Source organism: Paenibacillus paridis, assembly GCF_006345825.1.
GTDB classification, from domain to species: domain Bacteria; phylum Bacillota; class Bacilli; order Paenibacillales; family Paenibacillaceae; genus Pristimantibacillus; species Pristimantibacillus paridis.
This window is the reverse complement of the sequence record NZ_VCIX01000092.1, coordinates 864,945-882,641: the sequence shown is the minus strand read 5'-3', so window position 1 is coordinate 882,641 and position 17,697 is coordinate 864,945. Positions and strand designations below refer to the sequence as shown.

Genomic DNA, 17,697 nt, shown 5'->3' with positions numbered 1-17,697 from the left:
GGTCTCATGCCTCCAATTGTCCCTTCAATACCGTTACTGCTTGTCCGTATAAATAGACGCGGTCACTCTCCGGCTTCACTTTGACGACTCCGCCGCGCTTTGATGCTTGATAACCCGTTAATTCTTGTTTCCGCAGTCGTTTCGCCCAATACGGGGCAAGCGCGCAATGGGCGGAGCCGGTTACGGGATCCTCGTCTATGCCTGTACCAGGATAAAACGCACGAGAAACAAAGTCATAAGGTGACCCGGTACTGCGGCTTGTAACGATGACGCCGCGAGCTTCGACTTTAGCCAGCAGCGCAAAGTCTGGACGCAGTGTGCGCAGCGTTTCCTCGCTGTCCACTTCTACAAAAAAATCCATTCGGTTCCGTCCGACATATCTAGGTATAAGCCCGAGCCCCTGAACAAGCTCCTCAGGCGCAATAGCTCCTTCGGGCGGCTCGGCAGGAAAATTCATCTCGATCCAATCTCCGTTTAGCTTTGCAGTGAGTAGTCCGCTTCTCGTATGGAAGCGGGCCTCTTCGGTATGAGGCAATCTGCCGGATTCCCACAGGATATGAGCAGTCGCAAGCGTAGCATGCCCGCATAAATCCACCTCGCCGACTGGCGTGAACCAGCGCAAGCCCAAGCCCTCCTTACCCGGAATCACAAAGGCTGTCTCCGACAAATTCATTTCCGCCGCTACCTTCTGCATCCAGCTCTCTGGCTGTGGCTCTTCCAAGAAGCATACCGCTGCCGGATTCCCTTTAAAACGTTCACCGGTGAAAGCATCTGCAATATATAAAGGAAAACTCATCGTATAATCCATCCTCTCTTCAACCATATCGTACCAAAACAAGCCAATATCATTCCGTAAACAAGATGGCCGGTTATCCACCATACTAAAGCTTCGGCATCCCATGTATCCGGAGTCCTGCTCGATAGCTGGGTCAGCGGAATCCATGTACAGCATGCCATTGCCGTCCCAACCCCTAAGCCGAGTGCTAACGGTGAGTGCCAGAAGCGCAATAAGCCCAGAAAAAGAATGCCCACAGGCATAGCCACGGACAAATGCAGCGCAAATTCGGCAAGCTGAGACATCGGATTCGGCAGCCAGAGAACAAAATCAACGTTTAGCAGCAGCGTGTATACGAGTGTTCCCGTCATTTTTTCGAGCAGCTTCATCAATAAACCGAGTCCAATCCCGCTCACTAATCCAGAAATCCCCCCGTACACGAACAGCAGTATGAATCGCCTATTCGTTAACACTCCAGGCCCGCGCCCACGCTCCATCTTGCTACCCCTTCTCGTACCTACAAGCAAAAACGCCTTCGGCGTCCTTTAGACGCTAAAGTAGCTTTGACGGTGAAATATAAACCCTTTATAAGCTAACAAACTTATAAATTCTTATATTTTGAAATAAAAAAGTGCCTGCCTTCGCAAAAGAACCGAAGCGTTTGGCAGCTCTGCCATGCCCCGTTCCAATGCGCGCAAACACTACACGATCTATACATTATCCTTTGAGTGGAATCAGCAGTTCTACCGGCTCTTCCTCCAAATGATGCTCGTCAATATAAAACAGCTCCAGCGACACGGCGTTTTCCTGCTTCTCTAGCCGCATCTCGTTAATCCATGCGTGAAGCTGCTCGTATCCTTCACCGATTCGTTTGTTAGAGCAAGCAACCATGGCGTAACGATGCTCAGGAATCGTGAACTGGACCATGCCCGCCGGAACCTCTTCCAAATGCTGAACCTCATAACAGGCCCAGTAGGTGGCGAATGCTTCATTACCAAAATACGGGCTGTACAGCACCGTAGATTTGACTGCATCGTTTAGTTCATGCTTGCGTGTCAAAAACTCGGTTTGCAGTCTAATCGCCTCATCCGGAAAGGATGAATAGGGACCACAATAACTGATTCCTGCCAAATGGAGCGCAGGCTTTGTTACGATTGAGCAGTTTTCCACGCGATTTCCTCCTTCGAATCTGTCAGGACTTGTGCGCTAGGATGAGCTTTCTCTGCCCATAGTGTATCATGTTTTGCTAGCAAATGGATAGTCGTTTACGCTTTAAACATGTTGCTTGTTAAAATTCCAGCCGCTTCATAAATTCTTCAACGGCGCTGTAGCCTTGCTGCTTCAAATACCAGTTATTCGCTGCAGCTTCGATTAAGCCTGCAACATCTCTTCCCGGCTGCAGCTGAATTTCAATATGAGGAATTTGAACGCCCATATATTCCGTAAACTTAGGCTCCAGCTCCAAATCATTGTTCAGCTCGTTGTCGCGCCATTTCGTAAGTTCAATATCGAGCACGATGCGTGTCTCGTCCTGAAACGCCTGCCTGCCATACAGCCTGACTACATTGATCAGACCGATGCTGCGAAGGGCCAGAAATTCTTTGGTCTTTCCGTTGTGGCTTCCGAGCAGCGTTTGCGAGCTCAGCTTCTTCAATACGACGATGTCATCCGCAACAAGCCTCGACCCGCGCCTGATCAGCGTATGGGCCGTCTCGCTTTTACCGATTCCTGATTTACCCCGCAGCAAAATGCCAATTCCCGATACGTTCAGGCATATGCCGTGAATCGAAATTTCGGGAGCAAGCGTCTTGAGGAGATACGAATCAAGCATCCCTAGAAATTGAGCGGTCGGCACCTTTGTGCGGAGCAAGGGAATGCCCTCTTGATCGCAATATTTCGTTAAGTACTTCAAACCTTCTTGACCGGAAGTCACGACAAAGCACGGCGGATGATATTTGACGATATTGCCGATATGATGGTTCCGCTCTTCCTCGCTCAAGGAGTGCAAATACGTAATTTCTTTTTTGCCTAAAATTTGTACATGCTCCTGCGGAAAATAATCAAAGTAACCAACAAACTCCAGCCCCGGGCGGTAAGCCCTGGCTTTCACTATTTGCCGATCAAGCTGTTCTGCTCCCGCCAGTACCTCCAATGAAAATCGCTCTGCAAGCTCGCGTATCGCTATTGATTTCAATGCATTTCCCCCTTAGCGGTTTCTCCAACTTCCCTTTTTGTTTAACCATCAGTATACCACATCGTTTTGCCCTACCTCGCGGCTGTAACCAAATCGTCATCAACTACGAGCCTGTTGAGCGATAATGCCGAACACCGTGGTTCCACATCAATAAGCACGGCACTAGAAAGGCAATGCCCGCCAGCGGTGCCAGCATGTAAGGCAGATCATTTCCCGTTGATTTGCCGAGCAGGTACAGCAGAGGCAAATAGTTCACGCAGCCAAACGGGATAATAAACGTAAAGAACCGAACCACCCATTTTTGATAGATATTAAGCGGATACTGGGCCATCTCCCGGCCACCGTCCGTAAAGATGTTAGCGATCTCTAGGCCCTGCACAGTCCAAAAGCACATCGTTGCAGCGAGAATGAAAATGCCGGTGAATATACAAACGCCGCTTGCGATCATAAACAAAAGAACAAGCACCTTTAACACCGACCAATCCATGACCAATTGGCTTATTGCCCAACCAAGCACAATTAAGCTTTGCGCCAGCTTTCCTACACGGGTAAACTCGAACTTGGAACCGAGCACCTGAAGCACCGTGCTGCGCGGGCGGACCAATACGCGGTCAAAATCCCCATTACCCACCAAAGCAGAGAACGAATCAAAGCCCCGGGCAAAACATTCGCTTAACGCATATGACATATGGATGATGGAGAAGCATAACGCGACCTCCTGAAATTCCCACCCCCTGATTTGTCCAAACCGTTCAAACAAAAAATACAAGCCGGCGAAAACAGAGAACGGCACAAGAAACTGGCCGAGCGTGAGCAGCCAGAAGGAAGCGCGATATTGCATTTGCGATTTAAATAACATGGCGATATATTTTCCATACAATCTCATTTGTTTTACCCTCCATTTACAACGACATTACGTAGCGCCTTCGCCATTGCCATTTTCCCCACAGCGACCAGTACAAGCAGCCAGACTAGCTGTATGCCGATTCCGATAAGCGCCTCTTCCTTCGTAATATGGCCGGAATAAACACGGAAAGGAAAATCCGCTGTCCAGCGGAAGGGAAGCACATAAACAATGCGCTGCAGCCATTCGGGCATCAGCGGTACGGGAATGACCATGCCCGCGAGAAATTCACCGATGACGCCAAACATAAGCAGCGAACCCGCTGGCGACAGCGTAACGAACACAGAAATGTACATCAGCATGGAGAGCGAGACGATCATCAGCAATCCGAATAGTAAGGCGAACAGAAATAATAGGAAAGCAGCGGGATCTATCGGAAGCGGCATCCGGTAAGGCTCAGGCAGGAAAAGAGCGACGAGCAAAATCGGAAAGCATCTCAGCAGCGCGCTCGCCAAGCGCTGTGCAAGCAGCTTGGCGAACCATAAGCCATATATGCCGCTTGGCCTGCAAAGCTCGTAGGCGATGTTGCCGGTCGTAATGAGCTGAAACAGCTCGTTATCCCGAAACCACAGCATCACAAAAGCAAGAAAGGCTTGCTGCAGCCACACGTAAGTAATAAGCTGCTTCAGCGAGATCGGCAGCTCGGTTGCCGCTCCGCTGTAGAACGCTTCAAAAACCATAATAATAATGAAGCCCCAGAAAAATTGCGTAGCCACACCCGCAAGCGCAGCGGTGCGGTATTGCATGCCATTGGTCAAACGCAGCCTGAACACCGATACATATGCCTTCATTATATTTGATGCTCCTTGTAAAGTTGGACGATCATATCCTCAATCGGAAGCGTATCAATCGTTACATCCAGCAGCTCCACCTGCTCAGAGAGCCGGATCAGCACTTCACTGATGACGACCTGCGAAGTATCTACGCTTAGCACGGCTCGTTCTGGCGACCATGATTCAACAATTGCCCCCTCCACCTGAAGCCGCTCGTTGTGGTGACTATAGACGACAGTAATCGTTTTTCCCGTCCCAAACCGGTTGCGAATCGCGCTCAGGCTCCCGTCATACAACAGCTTTCCTTTTCCAATAAGAATGATGCGATTAGCTAGCGCCTCAATGTCATTCATGTCATGCGTGGTCAAAATAATCGTAACGCCCTTCTCCTCGTTAATTCTGCGGATAAAGCGCCGCACTGCTATTTTAGACACGGCATCAAGGCCAATCGTCGGCTCGTCCAAGAAAAGGACGCTTGGGCTGTGCAGAAGCGATGCAGCAATCTCGCAGCGCATCCGCTGTCCCAAGCTGAGCTGTCTGACGGGCATCTGGAGGATTTCCTCGAGCTCCAGCGTTTCCGTCAGCAGCGCTAATGTGCTTCTGTATTCATCCTCCGGCACCTTGTAAATATCCCGAAGCAAATCAAAGGAATCCATCACAGGCACGTCCCACCATAGCTGCGAGCGCTGTCCGAATACCACGCCGATATGCTTAACGTAATTCACCCGATCCTTCCACGGCGTATAACCCATAACGGTGCAAGTGCCATGATCGGGCACGAGAATGCCGCTCATTACTTTAATCGTGGTTGACTTCCCTGCCCCATTCGGTCCAATATACCCGACGATCTCCCCTGGCTCGATGGTGAAGGAAATATCGTTAAGCGCTTCCACAATCTTATACTCTCTTTTGAATAACGCTTTCATCGCTTGCTTTACCCCGGATGAACGCTTGGCTACTTGATAGGCTTTGCTTAAGCCTTGAACTTTTATCACTGCTTTTACCTCCGCGCAAGATTTGAGAGGAAGATATTAACATCTCCTGTATAAACGTGTCAATCTTTTATTCTCCTAAACAAAGCTTAAATTCCACTTCGAGTACGCATACTAACCAAAAAAGGAGTGATGGATATGGAAAAGAAAAATGAGAAAGCAAAAAACGGCTACCAACCGGACATGACAAACTACGACTTTGTTTGGGGCAGCGATCAGGACGAATATGTCAAGGACGAACAATCAGCCGTTGAAGCTCCCAAGCAGAAAAACGAGCAATCCGAACAATAATGAAACCACCTCCCTAAATAACTTGAAAAATCAGCTTCCCAACCGCTGTGCGGGATTCTATCCCCTTGGCGTGAGACAGACAAGAAAATCGCTCTTATTTTGCCGACGGGGCAAAATAAAGAGCGATTTTCTTGTTTATAGCTATGTGATTGGATTAAAAGTTAAAAACAAAATCATCGTCATTCAGTGGCTCTACGTGAATCGTACGCACATAACCGTTTCCTTTTTTCGAGAAAAAGTCATGCTGCTTCGTATGGGTGCTAATTCCGTTGAACACGATCGGGTTAACCGGCTCTTCAGGGAAATGCGGCTCCATGCCAAGGTTCATCAGCGCTTTGTTCGCATTGTAGCGGACATAAACGTTCACTTCCTCCGCAAGGCCCAGTGGTGCATACAGATGCTCGGTGTAGATCACTTCATTCTCATAAAGCTCGTTAAGCAAAGCATAAAGCTCGATTTGCAGTTGAGCCTGATCTTCAGGGCTGAACGTTTGGAACAGCTCTTGGGCAAGAACGCCGACGTATAGGCCATGGATGCTCTCGTCACGAAGGATCAAATCGATAATTTCGCCGCTGCTCGTCATTTTACCTTGGCCAGCCAGATAAAGAGGGTAGAAGAAGCCGCTATAGAACAGGTAACTCTCCAAGAATACGGATGCTGCCATCGCTTTATAAAGCTCTTTCGGGCCCGTAATGTTCGAGTACCAGGAAGAGATCAACGTCGCTTTCTTTTGCAGCTGTTCATTTTGCTCGACCCATTGGAAAATCTCATCAATTTCCTCGCCAGATGCAAGTGTTGTGAAGATGCTGCTGTACGATTTAGCATGAATTTGCTCCATCATGGACATAAACGACAGTACCGCTTTGCGCTGCAAGCCATCCACATGCTCCAAAATTTTCGGCATGCCGATGCCGCCTTGAATCGTATCGAGCAAAGTCAGTCCGCCGAGCACGTTTTTGTAAAGCGTGCGCTCAGCGTCCGTCATTTCCATCCAATCCATCTTATCATCCGATAACGGAATTTCTTCATCCGTCCAAAATTGCATTACATTTTGCTGCCAGAATGTTAGGGTGAAATCGTCATCCGGGCGGTTCCAGTTCACTGCTTTCATTTGGTGAGCTCCTTCTTTGCTACGTAAGCGTCTATTAAATTAAAACTTAAACGGCGCAGCTCGTGCATTCCTCAACGGAAAGCCGCTTCGTTCTTGTGTAATAAAGCGATTTGAGCCCTTTTTGTGCAGCGTAAACATAGAAACGTGCCAACTCTCGGGTCGTTACGTTACTATTTACGTGCAATACGGACGAGATGCCTTGATCTACGTGCTGGCCAATTTCTGCAATGAGATCAATAAGCTTGAATTGATCGATATTGTAAGCCGATTTGTAGTAGAAGTAATTCTCTTGAGCCAAATACGGCATTGGGTAATACGTTGTTGAGTTCGCATACGTACGCGTTTCAATATGCTCTACAATCGGCATCACGCTTGAAGTCGCATTTTGGATATACGAAATGCTTTGTGTCGGTGCAATCGCAAGACGGTAGGCATGGTACAGGCCGTGCTCTTGCACTTTGGCTTTAAGCGCAGACCAGTCTTCGGGCGAAGGAATTTCCATCCCTTCGAACAATTCCTTAACGCGGTCGGTTTTCGGACGGTAATCCGTCTCTTCATAGCGAGTGAAATACGTTCCTTTGGCATACTCGGAGCGCTCGAAATCTTTGAATGTAATGCCGCGTTCTTTGGCGATTTCCATGCTTTGCTCAAGGGAATAGTAGTTCATCATCATAAAGAATACGCCAGCAAAATCCTTCGCTTCTTCGCTTTCGTAAGCGATTTTGTTTTTGGCCAAGTAACCATTCAGGTTCATTGCGCCAAGACCGACAGAATGCAGCTCTTCATTTGCTTTGCGAACGCCAGGCGCATTGTCGATATTAGACAAGTCGCTGACCGTCGTCAAGGCTTCGATGCCAACATGAACGGATTCTTTTACTTTTTTGTGCTCCATAACGTTCACGATGTTAAGGGACGCAAGGTTGCAGCTAATATCGCGTTGAATGACATCTTCAAAGCCATAATCCTTAATTTCGGAAGTCTCTTGCAGTTGGAAGATTTCCGTACACAGATTGGACATTTTGATCGAACCGATATCCTTCAGTGCGTGAACGCTGTTCGCATTCGATTTGTTCATAATATATGGGTAGCCGGATTCTAGCTGAATCGAGGCGATTTTTGTCAACATGTCGCGTGCATTCATTACTTTTTTCTTCGTTACAAGCTCGTTAGCAAGCAATTCCTCGTACATTTCATCCATATCCATGTCATCTAGATGTTTACCGTATGCTTTCTGAACGGAATGCGGGCCAAACACAAATAACGGTTTGTTTTGAGCAGCAAGCTCATAAAATTTATTCGGAATGATCAGACCGATCGACAACGTTTTAATCCGTGCCTTCTCGTCTGCGTTAATTTTTTTGCAATCCAAAAACTCGATAATATCCCAGCCGAAAATGTTGTAGTAGCCTGCTCCTGAGCCTTTGCGTTGACCCATTTGGTCTGCATAGGAGAAAGCATCCTCCATTAGCTTCAGTACCGGCATGATACCTTTTGCAGCGCCTTCTACGCCTTTAATCGGCTCACCGCGTCCACGAAGCTTCGAAAGGTTGACCGCAACGCCGCCGCCGATTTTCGAGAGCTGCATACATGTGCCTAGCACGTAGTTGATCGAGTTAAGGGAATCGTCCATCTCCAATAGGAAACAAGAAACCATCTCACCGCGACGGCTCTTGCCGGCGTTCAAGAAGGTTGGTGTTGCAGGCTGCAAACGTTGATCGATCATCGCTTCAGCGATGCGGAGTGCTCTGGCTGCGTCGCCTTCGCCCAAATGTAAGGCAACAATCGCTACCCGATCGGAGTATTGCTCAAGATATTGTGATTTGTTGTTGGTTTTCATCGCGTAGTCCTTATAGAACTTCGATGCTGCCATGTAGGATTGGAATTCGAAGCCGCTATTCGCGGTCAGGGTGAACACTGCTTCCACCTGATCGTATGTATACTTGTCGTATACATTATCGTAGTAGTCGTTTTCGATGAGGTATTCTAGCTTATGCTTGAGGGAGTCGAACTTTACGCTTTTCTCGTCTACTTCTTCCATGAATGCAGCTACTGCCTCTTTATCTTTATCCAGCTGGTAAAATCCGTCAGCACCGCGCTGCATCAATTCGTTGTTCAGTTCAATATGTTTCAATGGTTCGCACCCTTTCGACAAAATGTTGCGTATCTTGATTGGTACCGGACAGCTCAAACTTTAAAATAACGGGAACATCGTACATTTGTGAAATCGTGTCCGCGCTTTTGGCGAACCCGCTTCCCCAGTTTCGGTTGCCGCTGGCAGAAACGCCGCGGAGCAGGTCGGAGTGGCTCGCAAGAAACGACGTCACTTTCTCCGGTACCTGGCCGAACCCTGTTGTGTACGTAACCAGCACGAACGGCTCGTCCACTTCATCCTTCTCATCAATAGGCACTGCCCGCATGTTCAATTTTTTGATGAAACGCTTGACATTACCTGTTTTGGAATCATAGACAACTAGCATAGCACGTTCGCTCCCTTACTGATTTTAAGCAATTAAAAAGCGCTTCTGACTAGCAATTCCGTCAGTTGCGCTTGTTCATGATAACTTAACGTTTATCATTGAAGGCACCTATCAACATCAATATGTAGTTGATGTTTTTGATTCTACATCAATATATAGGAGTAGTCAATGAAAATTATGGAGAAAATATTAATCTATTTTTTTGGCGCACTCGACTATTTTACCAGATGCGGATATGATGGGATAGTGACATTTTATTGCTATTTTGGAGGCCAGGATGAACCAAAAAACAACTGCAGAACAAATACGGGAAACGATCGATAAACTGTTCAAGGATGCCGGATATACGGCGCCAGAGCTGCTGGATTACATCGAAAATCTAGAAAAAGAGCAGGAAGAAACGACCCAATTAATCAAAAAAATGAAGCTCGATTCCGTTCGAAAAGCATCTGCAGCAGCAGGCATGAACAGCCGACTTAAGGATGCGCTACGCGAGTAACTGGATTCTTGAGACACAATATCTAGACATATGCAATAGTCTGATTGTATTTTTTGATAACAGTTGTCGTTCAACAAGGCATCCCTGATAAAATAATGCAATCAGACTTGTATTCCAACCATTCTTCTATATAACACTATATGTTGATTCCAGATAGAAGGTTACATCTACGAGACATGCAACCAAGCAACCATCAATTCACTCCAAGTAATACTCCCGCTTGCATCGTTATCGCTTCATATCATTCTACTAGCTATTCTTTTCCTGACTAATTGCAAACTTATGTGCACCCAAACCACCTACTACAACAGCTGGTGAGTTATAAGAACACATAGGTTCTTACAGGCCTGATACCCCAATAGCTGATGTGTTATAAGAACACATACGTGCTTATCGCCAACGTTTCGACATCCGCACTCGACAAATTCCGTCTGTAAGCACCTACATGCGCCTACAGACCTCAAACCTCAACATCTGGTGTGTTATAAGAACACATACGTGCTTATCGCCAACGTTTCGGCATCCGCACTCGACAAATTCCGCTTGTAAGCACGTATATGCGCCTATAGACCTCAACCCCAACAGCTGGTTGTGTTGTAAGAACCTATATGCGCTTACAGAACTCAAACCTCAACAGCTGATGTGTTGTAAGAACCTATACGTGCTTATCGCCAACGTTTCGGCATCCGCACTCAACAAATTCCGCTTGTAAGCACCTATATGCGCTTACAGACCTCAAACCCCAACAGCTGGTGTGTTGTAAGAACCTATACGTGCTTATCGCCAACGTTTCGGCATCTGCACTCGACAAATTCCGTCTGTAAGCACCTATATGCGCTTACAGACCTCAAAACCCAACATCTGGTGTGTTGTAAGAACCTATACGTGCTTATCGCCAACGTTTCGGCATCCGCACTCGACAAATTACGCTTGTAAGCACCTATATGCGCTTACAGACCTCAAACCCCAACAACTGGTGTGTTGTAAGAACACATAGGTTCTAACAAGCCTCAAGCCTCAACATCTGTTGTTATAAGAACACATACGTGCTTATCGCCAGTCCTTGAGCGTCTATTTCTGCTAGTTCTTCCACTTCCGGTTCCACTTCCGGTTCTACTTCCGCTTCTACTTCTGCTCTTTTTCTAGCTATCGCATCTAAACTCTCTAGAGGCTGAATGCTGCTTATTCTGCCGGACTGGAAGGCAGACAGCAAAGAGAGTCCTGAGGGGTCTGAGCAGACCTCTTAGGACTCTCTTTGGATGGCTAGCGCAGCGAGCGCAGTAGCTTATTTAACGGCTGCGAAGAAAAGGCGCTCTGATTCATGATCCGCAGGCGCGAATTCGAAATCCGCATAGCGGTCAACGGTCTGGAAGCCTGCACGGCGCAAAGCTGCTTCAATCCAATCTGGATCGTAAGCGCGCTGGACATGGGATTCCTCAAACCGGTAAAACCTAGAATCCTCCTCGCGGGAGAAAATAGTAAGATGATGCTCAATCTCGCAGCGCTCTTCCTCAAAATCGCATGTCCATATATAAGCGACATCACGTTCATCAAGAGTAAACGGCTGTTCCTCAGCGTAACGAATCAGTTGGCTTGGGGGATGCATATCGAACAGAAAGGTTCCCCCCGTCCGCAGACCCGCATAAGTGGCTCGGAAGGCGGCTTCAATATCCGACTCCTCCGTGAGGTAGTTTAAGCAATCGCAAAACGAAATAACCGCATCTACGGGCTCTTGTAACTCCCATTCGCGCATGTCTTGCTGAAGCCATCGAATCGAACCCGAACGAGGTCTAGCAAGCTGCTGAGGCAGCTCGTCCCATTTGCTTCTGGCAACAGTCAGCATGTCTGAGGAAAGATCGATGCCGTAGACGTGGCAACCCGAGCGGGCAAGCGGGATAGATAAACTCCCCGTACCGCACCCCAGATCGACAACCGTCGAAGGCATGCCGCCATAATGCGACCAGCCGGCTCTTGCAAACCCCAGCCAATCTGCATAGGGCATATCCTCCATAAGCCGGTCATAGACAGTTGCGAACTGTCCATAGGAACGGGTCATTGTCCATCCGCTCCTTCAGCATCAGAAACAGCTGCAGCCGAAGGGTCTACCGACTGCTCGGCCGCAGGCTCAACGGCCAAATACGTCCAGCTGCCCTTCTGGGTAACCAACCTCTCTCTCATCAGCTTACCCAAGGCACGCTTGAAAGCACCTTTGCTAATTCCGAATTTTTGCTTGATAATATCCGCGTCCGTCTGATCGGAATAAGGCATTCCGCCACCTGGGCGTTCTTTGATAAATGCAAGGATACGGTCCGCATCTTCGATGCGTCCCACTTCCTTCCGCTGCGCCATCGAGAGATTGGCTCTGCCGTCTTCCCGAATAAAGGTGACGCGCGCACTAACGCGCTCACCCAAACGAAGCGGCCGAATGCGCTCAGCGCTAGGAATTAGTCCATAAACGCCAAAACCCACGACGCCGCCATCAATCATCACAAACGAACCGAGCTGAAGCGTCTTTGTCACCCAGCCTTCGACCCATTGGTTGTTCCAGCTCTCAGGAGCAGCGAATACGAGCTCCGAGAGTTCTTCTTCAAATGCGATCTTGGCGACCAATCTTCCGATTTTGTCATGCTTCATCACAACAAACACTTCATCGCCTGGAAGCGGTCTATACTCAATGCTCTCTGGCAGCTCGGAAAGCGGAAGCAATAGCTGCCTGCCTAGACCCATCTCCAGAAAACAGCCCAGCCTCGGGTGTACGTCCGCAACCTTCAGACGCGCCAGCTCACCAAGCTGCAGCAGCGGCTTCTTCATCGTAGCGGCCAAACGGTCCTCTGAATCATAAAAGATAAAGGCCTCCACTTGATCGCCGATTTTAGGCTTGGAGCCGACGAGCTCGGTATAATGCATAAGGACATCCGACTCGTCATCCGTCAAGAAATATCCATAGGGCGACACTTCTCGTGCCACCCTTAGAATTTGAGTCGTGCCGGCTTCAAAAGTCATGCGAACTCCACAACCTTCGCATCTGACCAGAGACGCTCAATATTGTAATATTCGCGTTCTTCGCGGTGGAACACGTGAACGATAACATCGCCTAAATCGATAAGGACCCATCTTGCCGAGTCCATGCCTTCGATTCCGCGAACCCGCGTACCGCTTTTATCTGCTTGCTTGCGGATTTCGGTCGCGATTGCTTGCACCTGAGTATCCGAGTTACCGCTGCAAATCACGAAATAGTCCGCTACCAAGGATATCTCTTTCAAATTTAAAGCAACAACGTTCACCGCTTTTTTGTCTTCTGCTGCCGCGACCGTTAATTGTAACAATTCATCCGAATGCACTGCCATTGCTCAGCCTCCTATTAGTCATTATTCTAATAAACCGTTTCGTGCCTCTACCGTCAACGGAAAAATCCGTTTTTTCTTTTCTAATAAGAAGGAAATCGTTGAATTGAAGCCAGCAACCAGCGCTTGGTTCAAATCCTGCTCACTCAGCTCGCGGATGAGCGAAACCCCGGGAAAATCTCTGCCTGGCTCCATATAGTCAGCCAAGCATACGATTTTCTCCAGCTTGCTCATGCCTCTGCGCCCTGAGGTATGATACCGGATCGCATCCAGCACTTCCTGATCCGACACCCCATATTCATGCTCAGCCACCCAAGCTCCAACAGGAGCATGCCAGAGCTCTTTATCATAGAGCAGCAGCTCTGGCGGCAAGGCTCGCTCACGAATGATCTGAGCCATTTTCTCCGTAGGCCAATACTTGGCAACATCATGCAAAATGGCTGCAAGCTCGGCTCGAACGGGATCCTCGCCGTATCGATTAGCCAAAATCACGGCAGTCTCCATCACGCCTTGCGTATGGAGCCATCTCCGCTCCGGCATTTCTGCCTTTACCTTAGCGATCATTTCCTCACGATTCATATAACCTGTGCCTCCTCAAATAGCTGTTTACCGAGTCCGGCACCAAATATTGAACGGATTGCCCAAAACTCGCTCTGCTTCTAATGACAGTTGAAGAGATTTCGATAGCCGGCATATGAATAAGCTTGATCTTCTCCTGTAAGTAGACAGGAAGAGCATCTAAGTGAATGGGAGTTTCCGGACGCGACAAGCCGATAAAGGTAACAAGATCAGCGAGAAGCTCAATTTTGTACCATTGCGGCAAATCATTGATCCGATCCGAGCCGATAATATAGGAAAAAGCATGCTCCGGATAACGTTTCCGGAGTTCCATCACCGTATCGTAAGAGTAGCTTACCCCTCCGCGCTGAAGCTCAAGATCTAACGCGCGAAAAGCCGCGTTGCTTTCAATCGCGCTGCAAACCATTTCATAGCGGTGCTGTCCACTCACTCCAGGTTCATTCGGTTTAAGCGGTGGACCATAAGACGGAATGAACCATACCTCATCGAGACCGCACTGCTCACGGGCCGCTTCTGCCGCTATCAAATGGCCGATATGGATGGGGTCAAAGGTTCCGCCCATAATACCAATCTTACTCACTTGCAGAACCCCTCTCTACCTAAAGCCATGCTGGGTTCATCATCAACTGCAAGCCAATCGTTTGCTCTACATGCAGGATGAAGGATGCTTGCTCAAATATTTATGAAATAAAACGATTAACGGGCTGCCCTAGGGAGCTCGATTTGTTTGTTGTCCTTGGATTCCTTGTACAAAACGATCGTTTTGCCAATGACTTGAACAAGCTCTGCTCCAGCTGCTGCTGCAACCTCAGCACCAATTTCCCGAGGATCATCAAGGCAGTTGTTAAGCACGGAAACTTTAATCAGCTCGCGAGACTCGATTGCTTCCTCAATATGGCGAACCAGATGATCATTCGTCCCGCCCTTGCCCACCTGGAAGATTGGAGTCAAATGATGAGCGAGTGATCTTAAATAACGTTTTTGTTTTCCTGTAAGCATGATAGGTGTTCCTTCTTTCATCTCAATAATTCGTTAGTCCGTTTGCAACAATAAAATGCAATTAATTTTGCAATGCAGCGAGAACAGTCTCCCGCATCGCTGCAACTGGAGCAGGCTGGCCCGTCCAATATTCAAAGGCATACGCCCCTTGATTGATAAACATGCCCAGTCCGCCATGAATCCGGCAGCCGCGCTGCTCAGCCTGCTGCAAAAACTTTGTTTTCAGCGGGTTATAAATGAGATCGCTCGCTACCGCGCCAGGTTTTAACCAATTCGCGTCAATAGGCGTCTCGTCTACATGGGGAAACATCCCCACCGATGTCGTATTGATAACAATATCCGCATGCAAGCAAGCGGCCTGTAGTTGTTCGTTAGAAACGGCTTCAATATCCGCTTTATCTTGAAACGATTCGGCAATCGCCTTCGCCCGATCTACAGATCGATTGGCTATGGCAATATGGGCGGGCTTCTCGCTTGCAAGGGCATAGACAATGCCTCTAGCTGCGCCGCCAGCACCAATGACAACGATTCGTTTGCCCGCAAGCTCGCTTTCCGCCTCTTCCTTCAAGGAACGCACATAACCGATCCCATCGGTATTATACCCGATAAGCCTTCCATCCTCGTTCACGATCGTATTGACCGCTCCAATCGCCTGTGCTCCCGAGTCAATCTCATCGAGTACGGACATAATGTCCAGCTTATGCGGGATCGTAACATTAATGCCGCGAATACCCATCGCCCGAACGCCAGCAGCAAAATCCTGTATACGTTCGCTTGTAATATGATAAGCCGTGTAAACGCCGTTAATGCCCGTTTCCCGAAAGGCACGGTTCATCATGATTGGTGATTTCGAATGGCGGATCGGATCCCCGATCACACCGAACAAAATCGTATTGCTGTCGATCCGGTTTCCTGCTCCCGCAATTGTCACAGCGGATTCCCCTTCCAAGCGCTATCGGTTTAAATCATGGAGTCGCGAAGCATAACTTTAACGCCTTTAGGCGCGTAAATATCAATGACGGCTCCGCCAGTTCCATTCACTTGAATCCAGCCAAGGCCCGATATGAATACGTCTTTGTTAAGTCCACGCTTTACGCGAAGCGAATGCCTCGTCCATGCCGGAATGGTCTCCAGCTCCTCGAGCGATGGACCGCCAAGCAATTGGCCGCGGTGATCGGCATAAAGCTCGTCAGCCCGCTCCAGCTTCGTACGATGCATATTCAATGCATTTGATACATAGAACGTAAAGGACTGGCGGTCGCCTTCCACAAAATCGAAGCGGACAAGGCTGCCAATAAACAAAGTCTGGCCAGAGTTCAATTGATATACCAGCGGCTTGATTGGCTTGTCCGGCAATAGAGAGCCCAAGAAGCTGCGCGGAACCACCTCAGTCATACGCGTAGAATACACAATGCCTGGCGTATCAATAATGGCCTTGCCATCCTCAAGCGGGATATGAACGGCATCAAGCGTCGTTCCCGGATATCGGGAGGTCGTAAGCTCTCGTTCCATATCGCTGTAATCGCGAATTAGTCGGTTAATCAACGTAGACTTTCCAACATTGGTTGCGCCTACCACATAAACGTCACGGTCTTTGCGGTAATGCTCCAAAGCCTCGATTACACGCTCAAAGCCCATATTCCGCTTAGCGCTGCATAATACGACATCTACTGTGCGCAGTCCTTCTGCCTTTGCCTGCTGCTGCACCCAGTTACGAAGCCGGTTGACATTCATCGCTTTCGGCAGCAAATCAATTTTGTTGACTACGAGCAGCACGGGATTGTTGCCCACGAAGCGTTGAAGTCCAGAAATCAAGCTTCCTTCAAAATCATACAAATCGACGATATGGACAACCAAGCTATCCGTATTGCCAATGCTGCCGAGCAGCTTCAAGAAATCATCCTGGTCTACGGCAACAGATGAAGCTTCATTATAGTTGCGAATACGGAAGCATCTCTGGCAAATAACCGGATCCCGTTCCATTGCGCCTTCCGGCAAATAACCTGGCAGCTCAGGACTTTTCGTCTGCAATGCCACGCCGCAGCCCGCACACGAACGTGTTGCCTGACTAAGCTGTTGTTCCATCACTTTGTTTCCCCCTCATACCATAACCCTTTTTTTCTTAAACGCACCAAAGCAAACCGTTCAATTCGGCGGTTGACCCTTGTCATGATCCCTTCGTCAGCTGGCGAGATCGGTGTAACAAGAATCGTGTACAGTCCCATTCGATTCCCGCCCAGCACATCGGTCAACATTTGATCGCCAATGACGACCGACTGCTCTGCAGCCAGTCCAAGTACGCCAAGCGCTTTACGGAACGATTTAGCCGCCGGCTTGCGCGCAGCATGAATATAAGGAATATTCAGCGGTGCGGAAAATTTGCTTACTCGTGTTTCATTATTATTAGAAACGATAACAACCTGAAAGCCCCGTGAGCGCACATAATCCAGCCACTGCACCAGCTCAGGCGTAGCTAACGCCTCCTTAGCACCGACGAGCGTATTATCCAAATCCGTAATGATGCCGCGTACGCCTCTTGCATGCAGCTCATCTAAGTTAATTTCATACACTGTATTGACGCGCATATGCGGCAACAGCCGTTCAAACATAATGGATATCCCTCTGCTTTCTGCTTGCTATCTTACGAAACTATACCATAGAAACCAAATTTGTTGCAAAAAAATACCGCCGCCAATTTCTTTGGCGGGCGGTATTTGTACTGAAATTAAGGAGCCAAGCTTGCGCTGAGCCTAAATCGT

General features: G+C 48.4%; 21 protein-coding genes. 2 read left to right on the top strand and 19 right to left on the bottom strand.

The genetic code is table 11. The annotated features are described in order from the left end of the window. Nucleotides 1-4: 4 nt before the first annotated feature. From FJQ58_RS25730 to FJQ58_RS25700, 7 genes are all read right to left on the bottom strand, one after another. A complete protein-coding gene (locus tag FJQ58_RS25730) occupies nucleotides 5-796 on the bottom strand; it encodes a PhzF family phenazine biosynthesis protein (RefSeq protein ID WP_139997703.1) in 792 nt (263 codons plus the stop codon). Beyond that, nucleotides 793-1,272 (bottom strand): hypothetical protein, encoded by a 480-nt coding sequence (locus FJQ58_RS25725; RefSeq protein ID WP_139997701.1) that lies wholly within the window; start codon nucleotides 1,270-1,272, stop codon nucleotides 793-795. Before FJQ58_RS25725 ends, FJQ58_RS25730 begins: the two co-directional genes overlap by 4 nt. Before the next feature lie 220 nt (nucleotides 1,273-1,492). Further along, nucleotides 1,493-1,945 carry a GyrI-like domain-containing protein gene (locus FJQ58_RS25720; RefSeq protein WP_139997699.1) on the bottom strand — a complete coding sequence of 151 codons (453 nt, stop codon included), beginning with the start codon at nucleotides 1,943-1,945 and terminating at the stop codon, nucleotides 1,493-1,495. 118 nt (nucleotides 1,946-2,063) lie between these two features. Next, nucleotides 2,064-2,969 (bottom strand): HPr(Ser) kinase/phosphatase, encoded by a 906-nt coding sequence (gene hprK / locus FJQ58_RS25715; RefSeq protein ID WP_139997697.1) that lies wholly within the window; start codon nucleotides 2,967-2,969, stop codon nucleotides 2,064-2,066. 103 nt (nucleotides 2,970-3,072) lie between these two features. Next, nucleotides 3,073-3,855 carry an ABC transporter permease gene (locus tag FJQ58_RS25710; protein ID WP_139997695.1) on the bottom strand — a complete coding sequence of 261 codons (783 nt, stop codon included), beginning with the start codon at nucleotides 3,853-3,855 and terminating at the stop codon, nucleotides 3,073-3,075. Between the two features lie 5 nt (nucleotides 3,856-3,860). Then, complete coding sequence (locus FJQ58_RS25705; protein ID WP_139997693.1) at nucleotides 3,861-4,664, bottom strand: ABC transporter permease; 804 nt, start codon at nucleotides 4,662-4,664, stop codon at nucleotides 3,861-3,863. Continuing rightward, nucleotides 4,664-5,641 carry an ABC transporter ATP-binding protein gene (locus FJQ58_RS25700; protein WP_238404346.1) on the bottom strand — a complete coding sequence of 326 codons (978 nt, stop codon included), beginning with the start codon at nucleotides 5,639-5,641 and terminating at the stop codon, nucleotides 4,664-4,666. The genes FJQ58_RS25705 and FJQ58_RS25700 overlap by 1 nt, the downstream gene beginning before the upstream one ends. A 135-nt stretch (nucleotides 5,642-5,776) precedes the next feature. On the opposite strand from FJQ58_RS25700, the gene FJQ58_RS32435 reads away from it, so the two are divergent. Then, a complete protein-coding gene (locus FJQ58_RS32435; RefSeq protein WP_162341769.1) occupies nucleotides 5,777-5,929 on the top strand; it encodes a hypothetical protein in 153 nt (50 codons plus the stop codon). 154 nt (nucleotides 5,930-6,083) lie between these two features. Here FJQ58_RS32435 and nrdF read toward each other — a convergent pair whose 3' ends face one another. From nrdF to nrdI, 3 genes are read right to left on the bottom strand one after another with little or no spacing between them, the layout of a single operon-like run. Next, entirely contained in the window at nucleotides 6,084-7,040 is a 957-nt protein-coding gene (gene nrdF, locus FJQ58_RS25695; protein ID WP_139997691.1) for a class 1b ribonucleoside-diphosphate reductase subunit beta, read from the bottom strand. 46 nt (nucleotides 7,041-7,086) lie between these two features. Further along, nucleotides 7,087-9,171 carry a class 1b ribonucleoside-diphosphate reductase subunit alpha gene (gene nrdE / locus FJQ58_RS25690; protein ID WP_139997689.1) on the bottom strand — a complete coding sequence of 695 codons (2,085 nt, stop codon included), beginning with the start codon at nucleotides 9,169-9,171 and terminating at the stop codon, nucleotides 7,087-7,089. Further along, a complete protein-coding gene (nrdI, locus tag FJQ58_RS25685) occupies nucleotides 9,158-9,517 on the bottom strand; it encodes a class Ib ribonucleoside-diphosphate reductase assembly flavoprotein NrdI (protein ID WP_139997687.1) in 360 nt (119 codons plus the stop codon). Before nrdI ends, nrdE begins: the two co-directional genes overlap by 14 nt. A gap of 277 nt (nucleotides 9,518-9,794) precedes the next feature. Between nrdI and FJQ58_RS25680 the strand changes: the two genes are divergently transcribed. Then, the gene (locus tag FJQ58_RS25680) at nucleotides 9,795-10,016 is read left to right on the top strand and encodes a hypothetical protein (protein WP_139997685.1); all 222 of its coding nucleotides are present in this window, start codon (nucleotides 9,795-9,797) and stop codon (nucleotides 10,014-10,016) included. Between the two features lie 1,285 nt (nucleotides 10,017-11,301). Here FJQ58_RS25680 and FJQ58_RS25675 read toward each other — a convergent pair. The 9 genes from FJQ58_RS25675 to FJQ58_RS25635 form a co-directional block, all read right to left on the bottom strand. Continuing rightward, the gene (locus tag FJQ58_RS25675) at nucleotides 11,302-12,072 is read right to left on the bottom strand and encodes a class I SAM-dependent DNA methyltransferase (RefSeq protein WP_139997683.1); all 771 of its coding nucleotides are present in this window, start codon (nucleotides 12,070-12,072) and stop codon (nucleotides 11,302-11,304) included. Next, nucleotides 12,069-13,019 carry a CvfB family protein gene (locus FJQ58_RS25670; RefSeq protein ID WP_139997681.1) on the bottom strand — a complete coding sequence of 317 codons (951 nt, stop codon included), beginning with the start codon at nucleotides 13,017-13,019 and terminating at the stop codon, nucleotides 12,069-12,071. Before FJQ58_RS25670 ends, FJQ58_RS25675 begins: the two co-directional genes overlap by 4 nt. Further along, a complete protein-coding gene (rsfS, locus tag FJQ58_RS25665; RefSeq protein WP_139997679.1) occupies nucleotides 13,016-13,363 on the bottom strand; it encodes a ribosome silencing factor in 348 nt (115 codons plus the stop codon). The genes FJQ58_RS25670 and rsfS overlap by 4 nt, the downstream gene beginning before the upstream one ends. Nucleotides 13,364-13,384: 21 nt before the next feature. Next, complete coding sequence (yqeK, locus tag FJQ58_RS25660; protein WP_139997677.1) at nucleotides 13,385-13,939, bottom strand: bis(5'-nucleosyl)-tetraphosphatase (symmetrical) YqeK; 555 nt, start codon at nucleotides 13,937-13,939, stop codon at nucleotides 13,385-13,387. Next, a complete protein-coding gene (gene nadD / locus FJQ58_RS25655; protein ID WP_139997676.1) occupies nucleotides 13,929-14,519 on the bottom strand; it encodes a nicotinate-nucleotide adenylyltransferase in 591 nt (196 codons plus the stop codon). The genes yqeK and nadD overlap by 11 nt, the downstream gene beginning before the upstream one ends. Before the next feature lie 116 nt (nucleotides 14,520-14,635). Further along, a complete protein-coding gene (gene yhbY / locus FJQ58_RS25650; protein WP_139997674.1) occupies nucleotides 14,636-14,938 on the bottom strand; it encodes a ribosome assembly RNA-binding protein YhbY in 303 nt (100 codons plus the stop codon). A 61-nt stretch (nucleotides 14,939-14,999) separates the two neighbouring features. Next, on the bottom strand, nucleotides 15,000-15,869 hold the full coding sequence (gene aroE / locus FJQ58_RS25645; protein WP_238404345.1) for a shikimate dehydrogenase: 870 nt from the start codon (nucleotides 15,867-15,869) through the stop codon (nucleotides 15,000-15,002). 29 nt (nucleotides 15,870-15,898) lie between these two features. Then, a complete protein-coding gene (gene yqeH, locus FJQ58_RS25640; RefSeq protein ID WP_140000088.1) occupies nucleotides 15,899-17,023 on the bottom strand; it encodes a ribosome biogenesis GTPase YqeH in 1,125 nt (374 codons plus the stop codon). Next, nucleotides 17,023-17,547 carry a YqeG family HAD IIIA-type phosphatase gene (locus FJQ58_RS25635; RefSeq protein WP_139997672.1) on the bottom strand — a complete coding sequence of 175 codons (525 nt, stop codon included), beginning with the start codon at nucleotides 17,545-17,547 and terminating at the stop codon, nucleotides 17,023-17,025. The genes yqeH and FJQ58_RS25635 overlap by 1 nt, the downstream gene beginning before the upstream one ends. Between the last annotated feature and the right edge of the window lie 150 nt (nucleotides 17,548-17,697).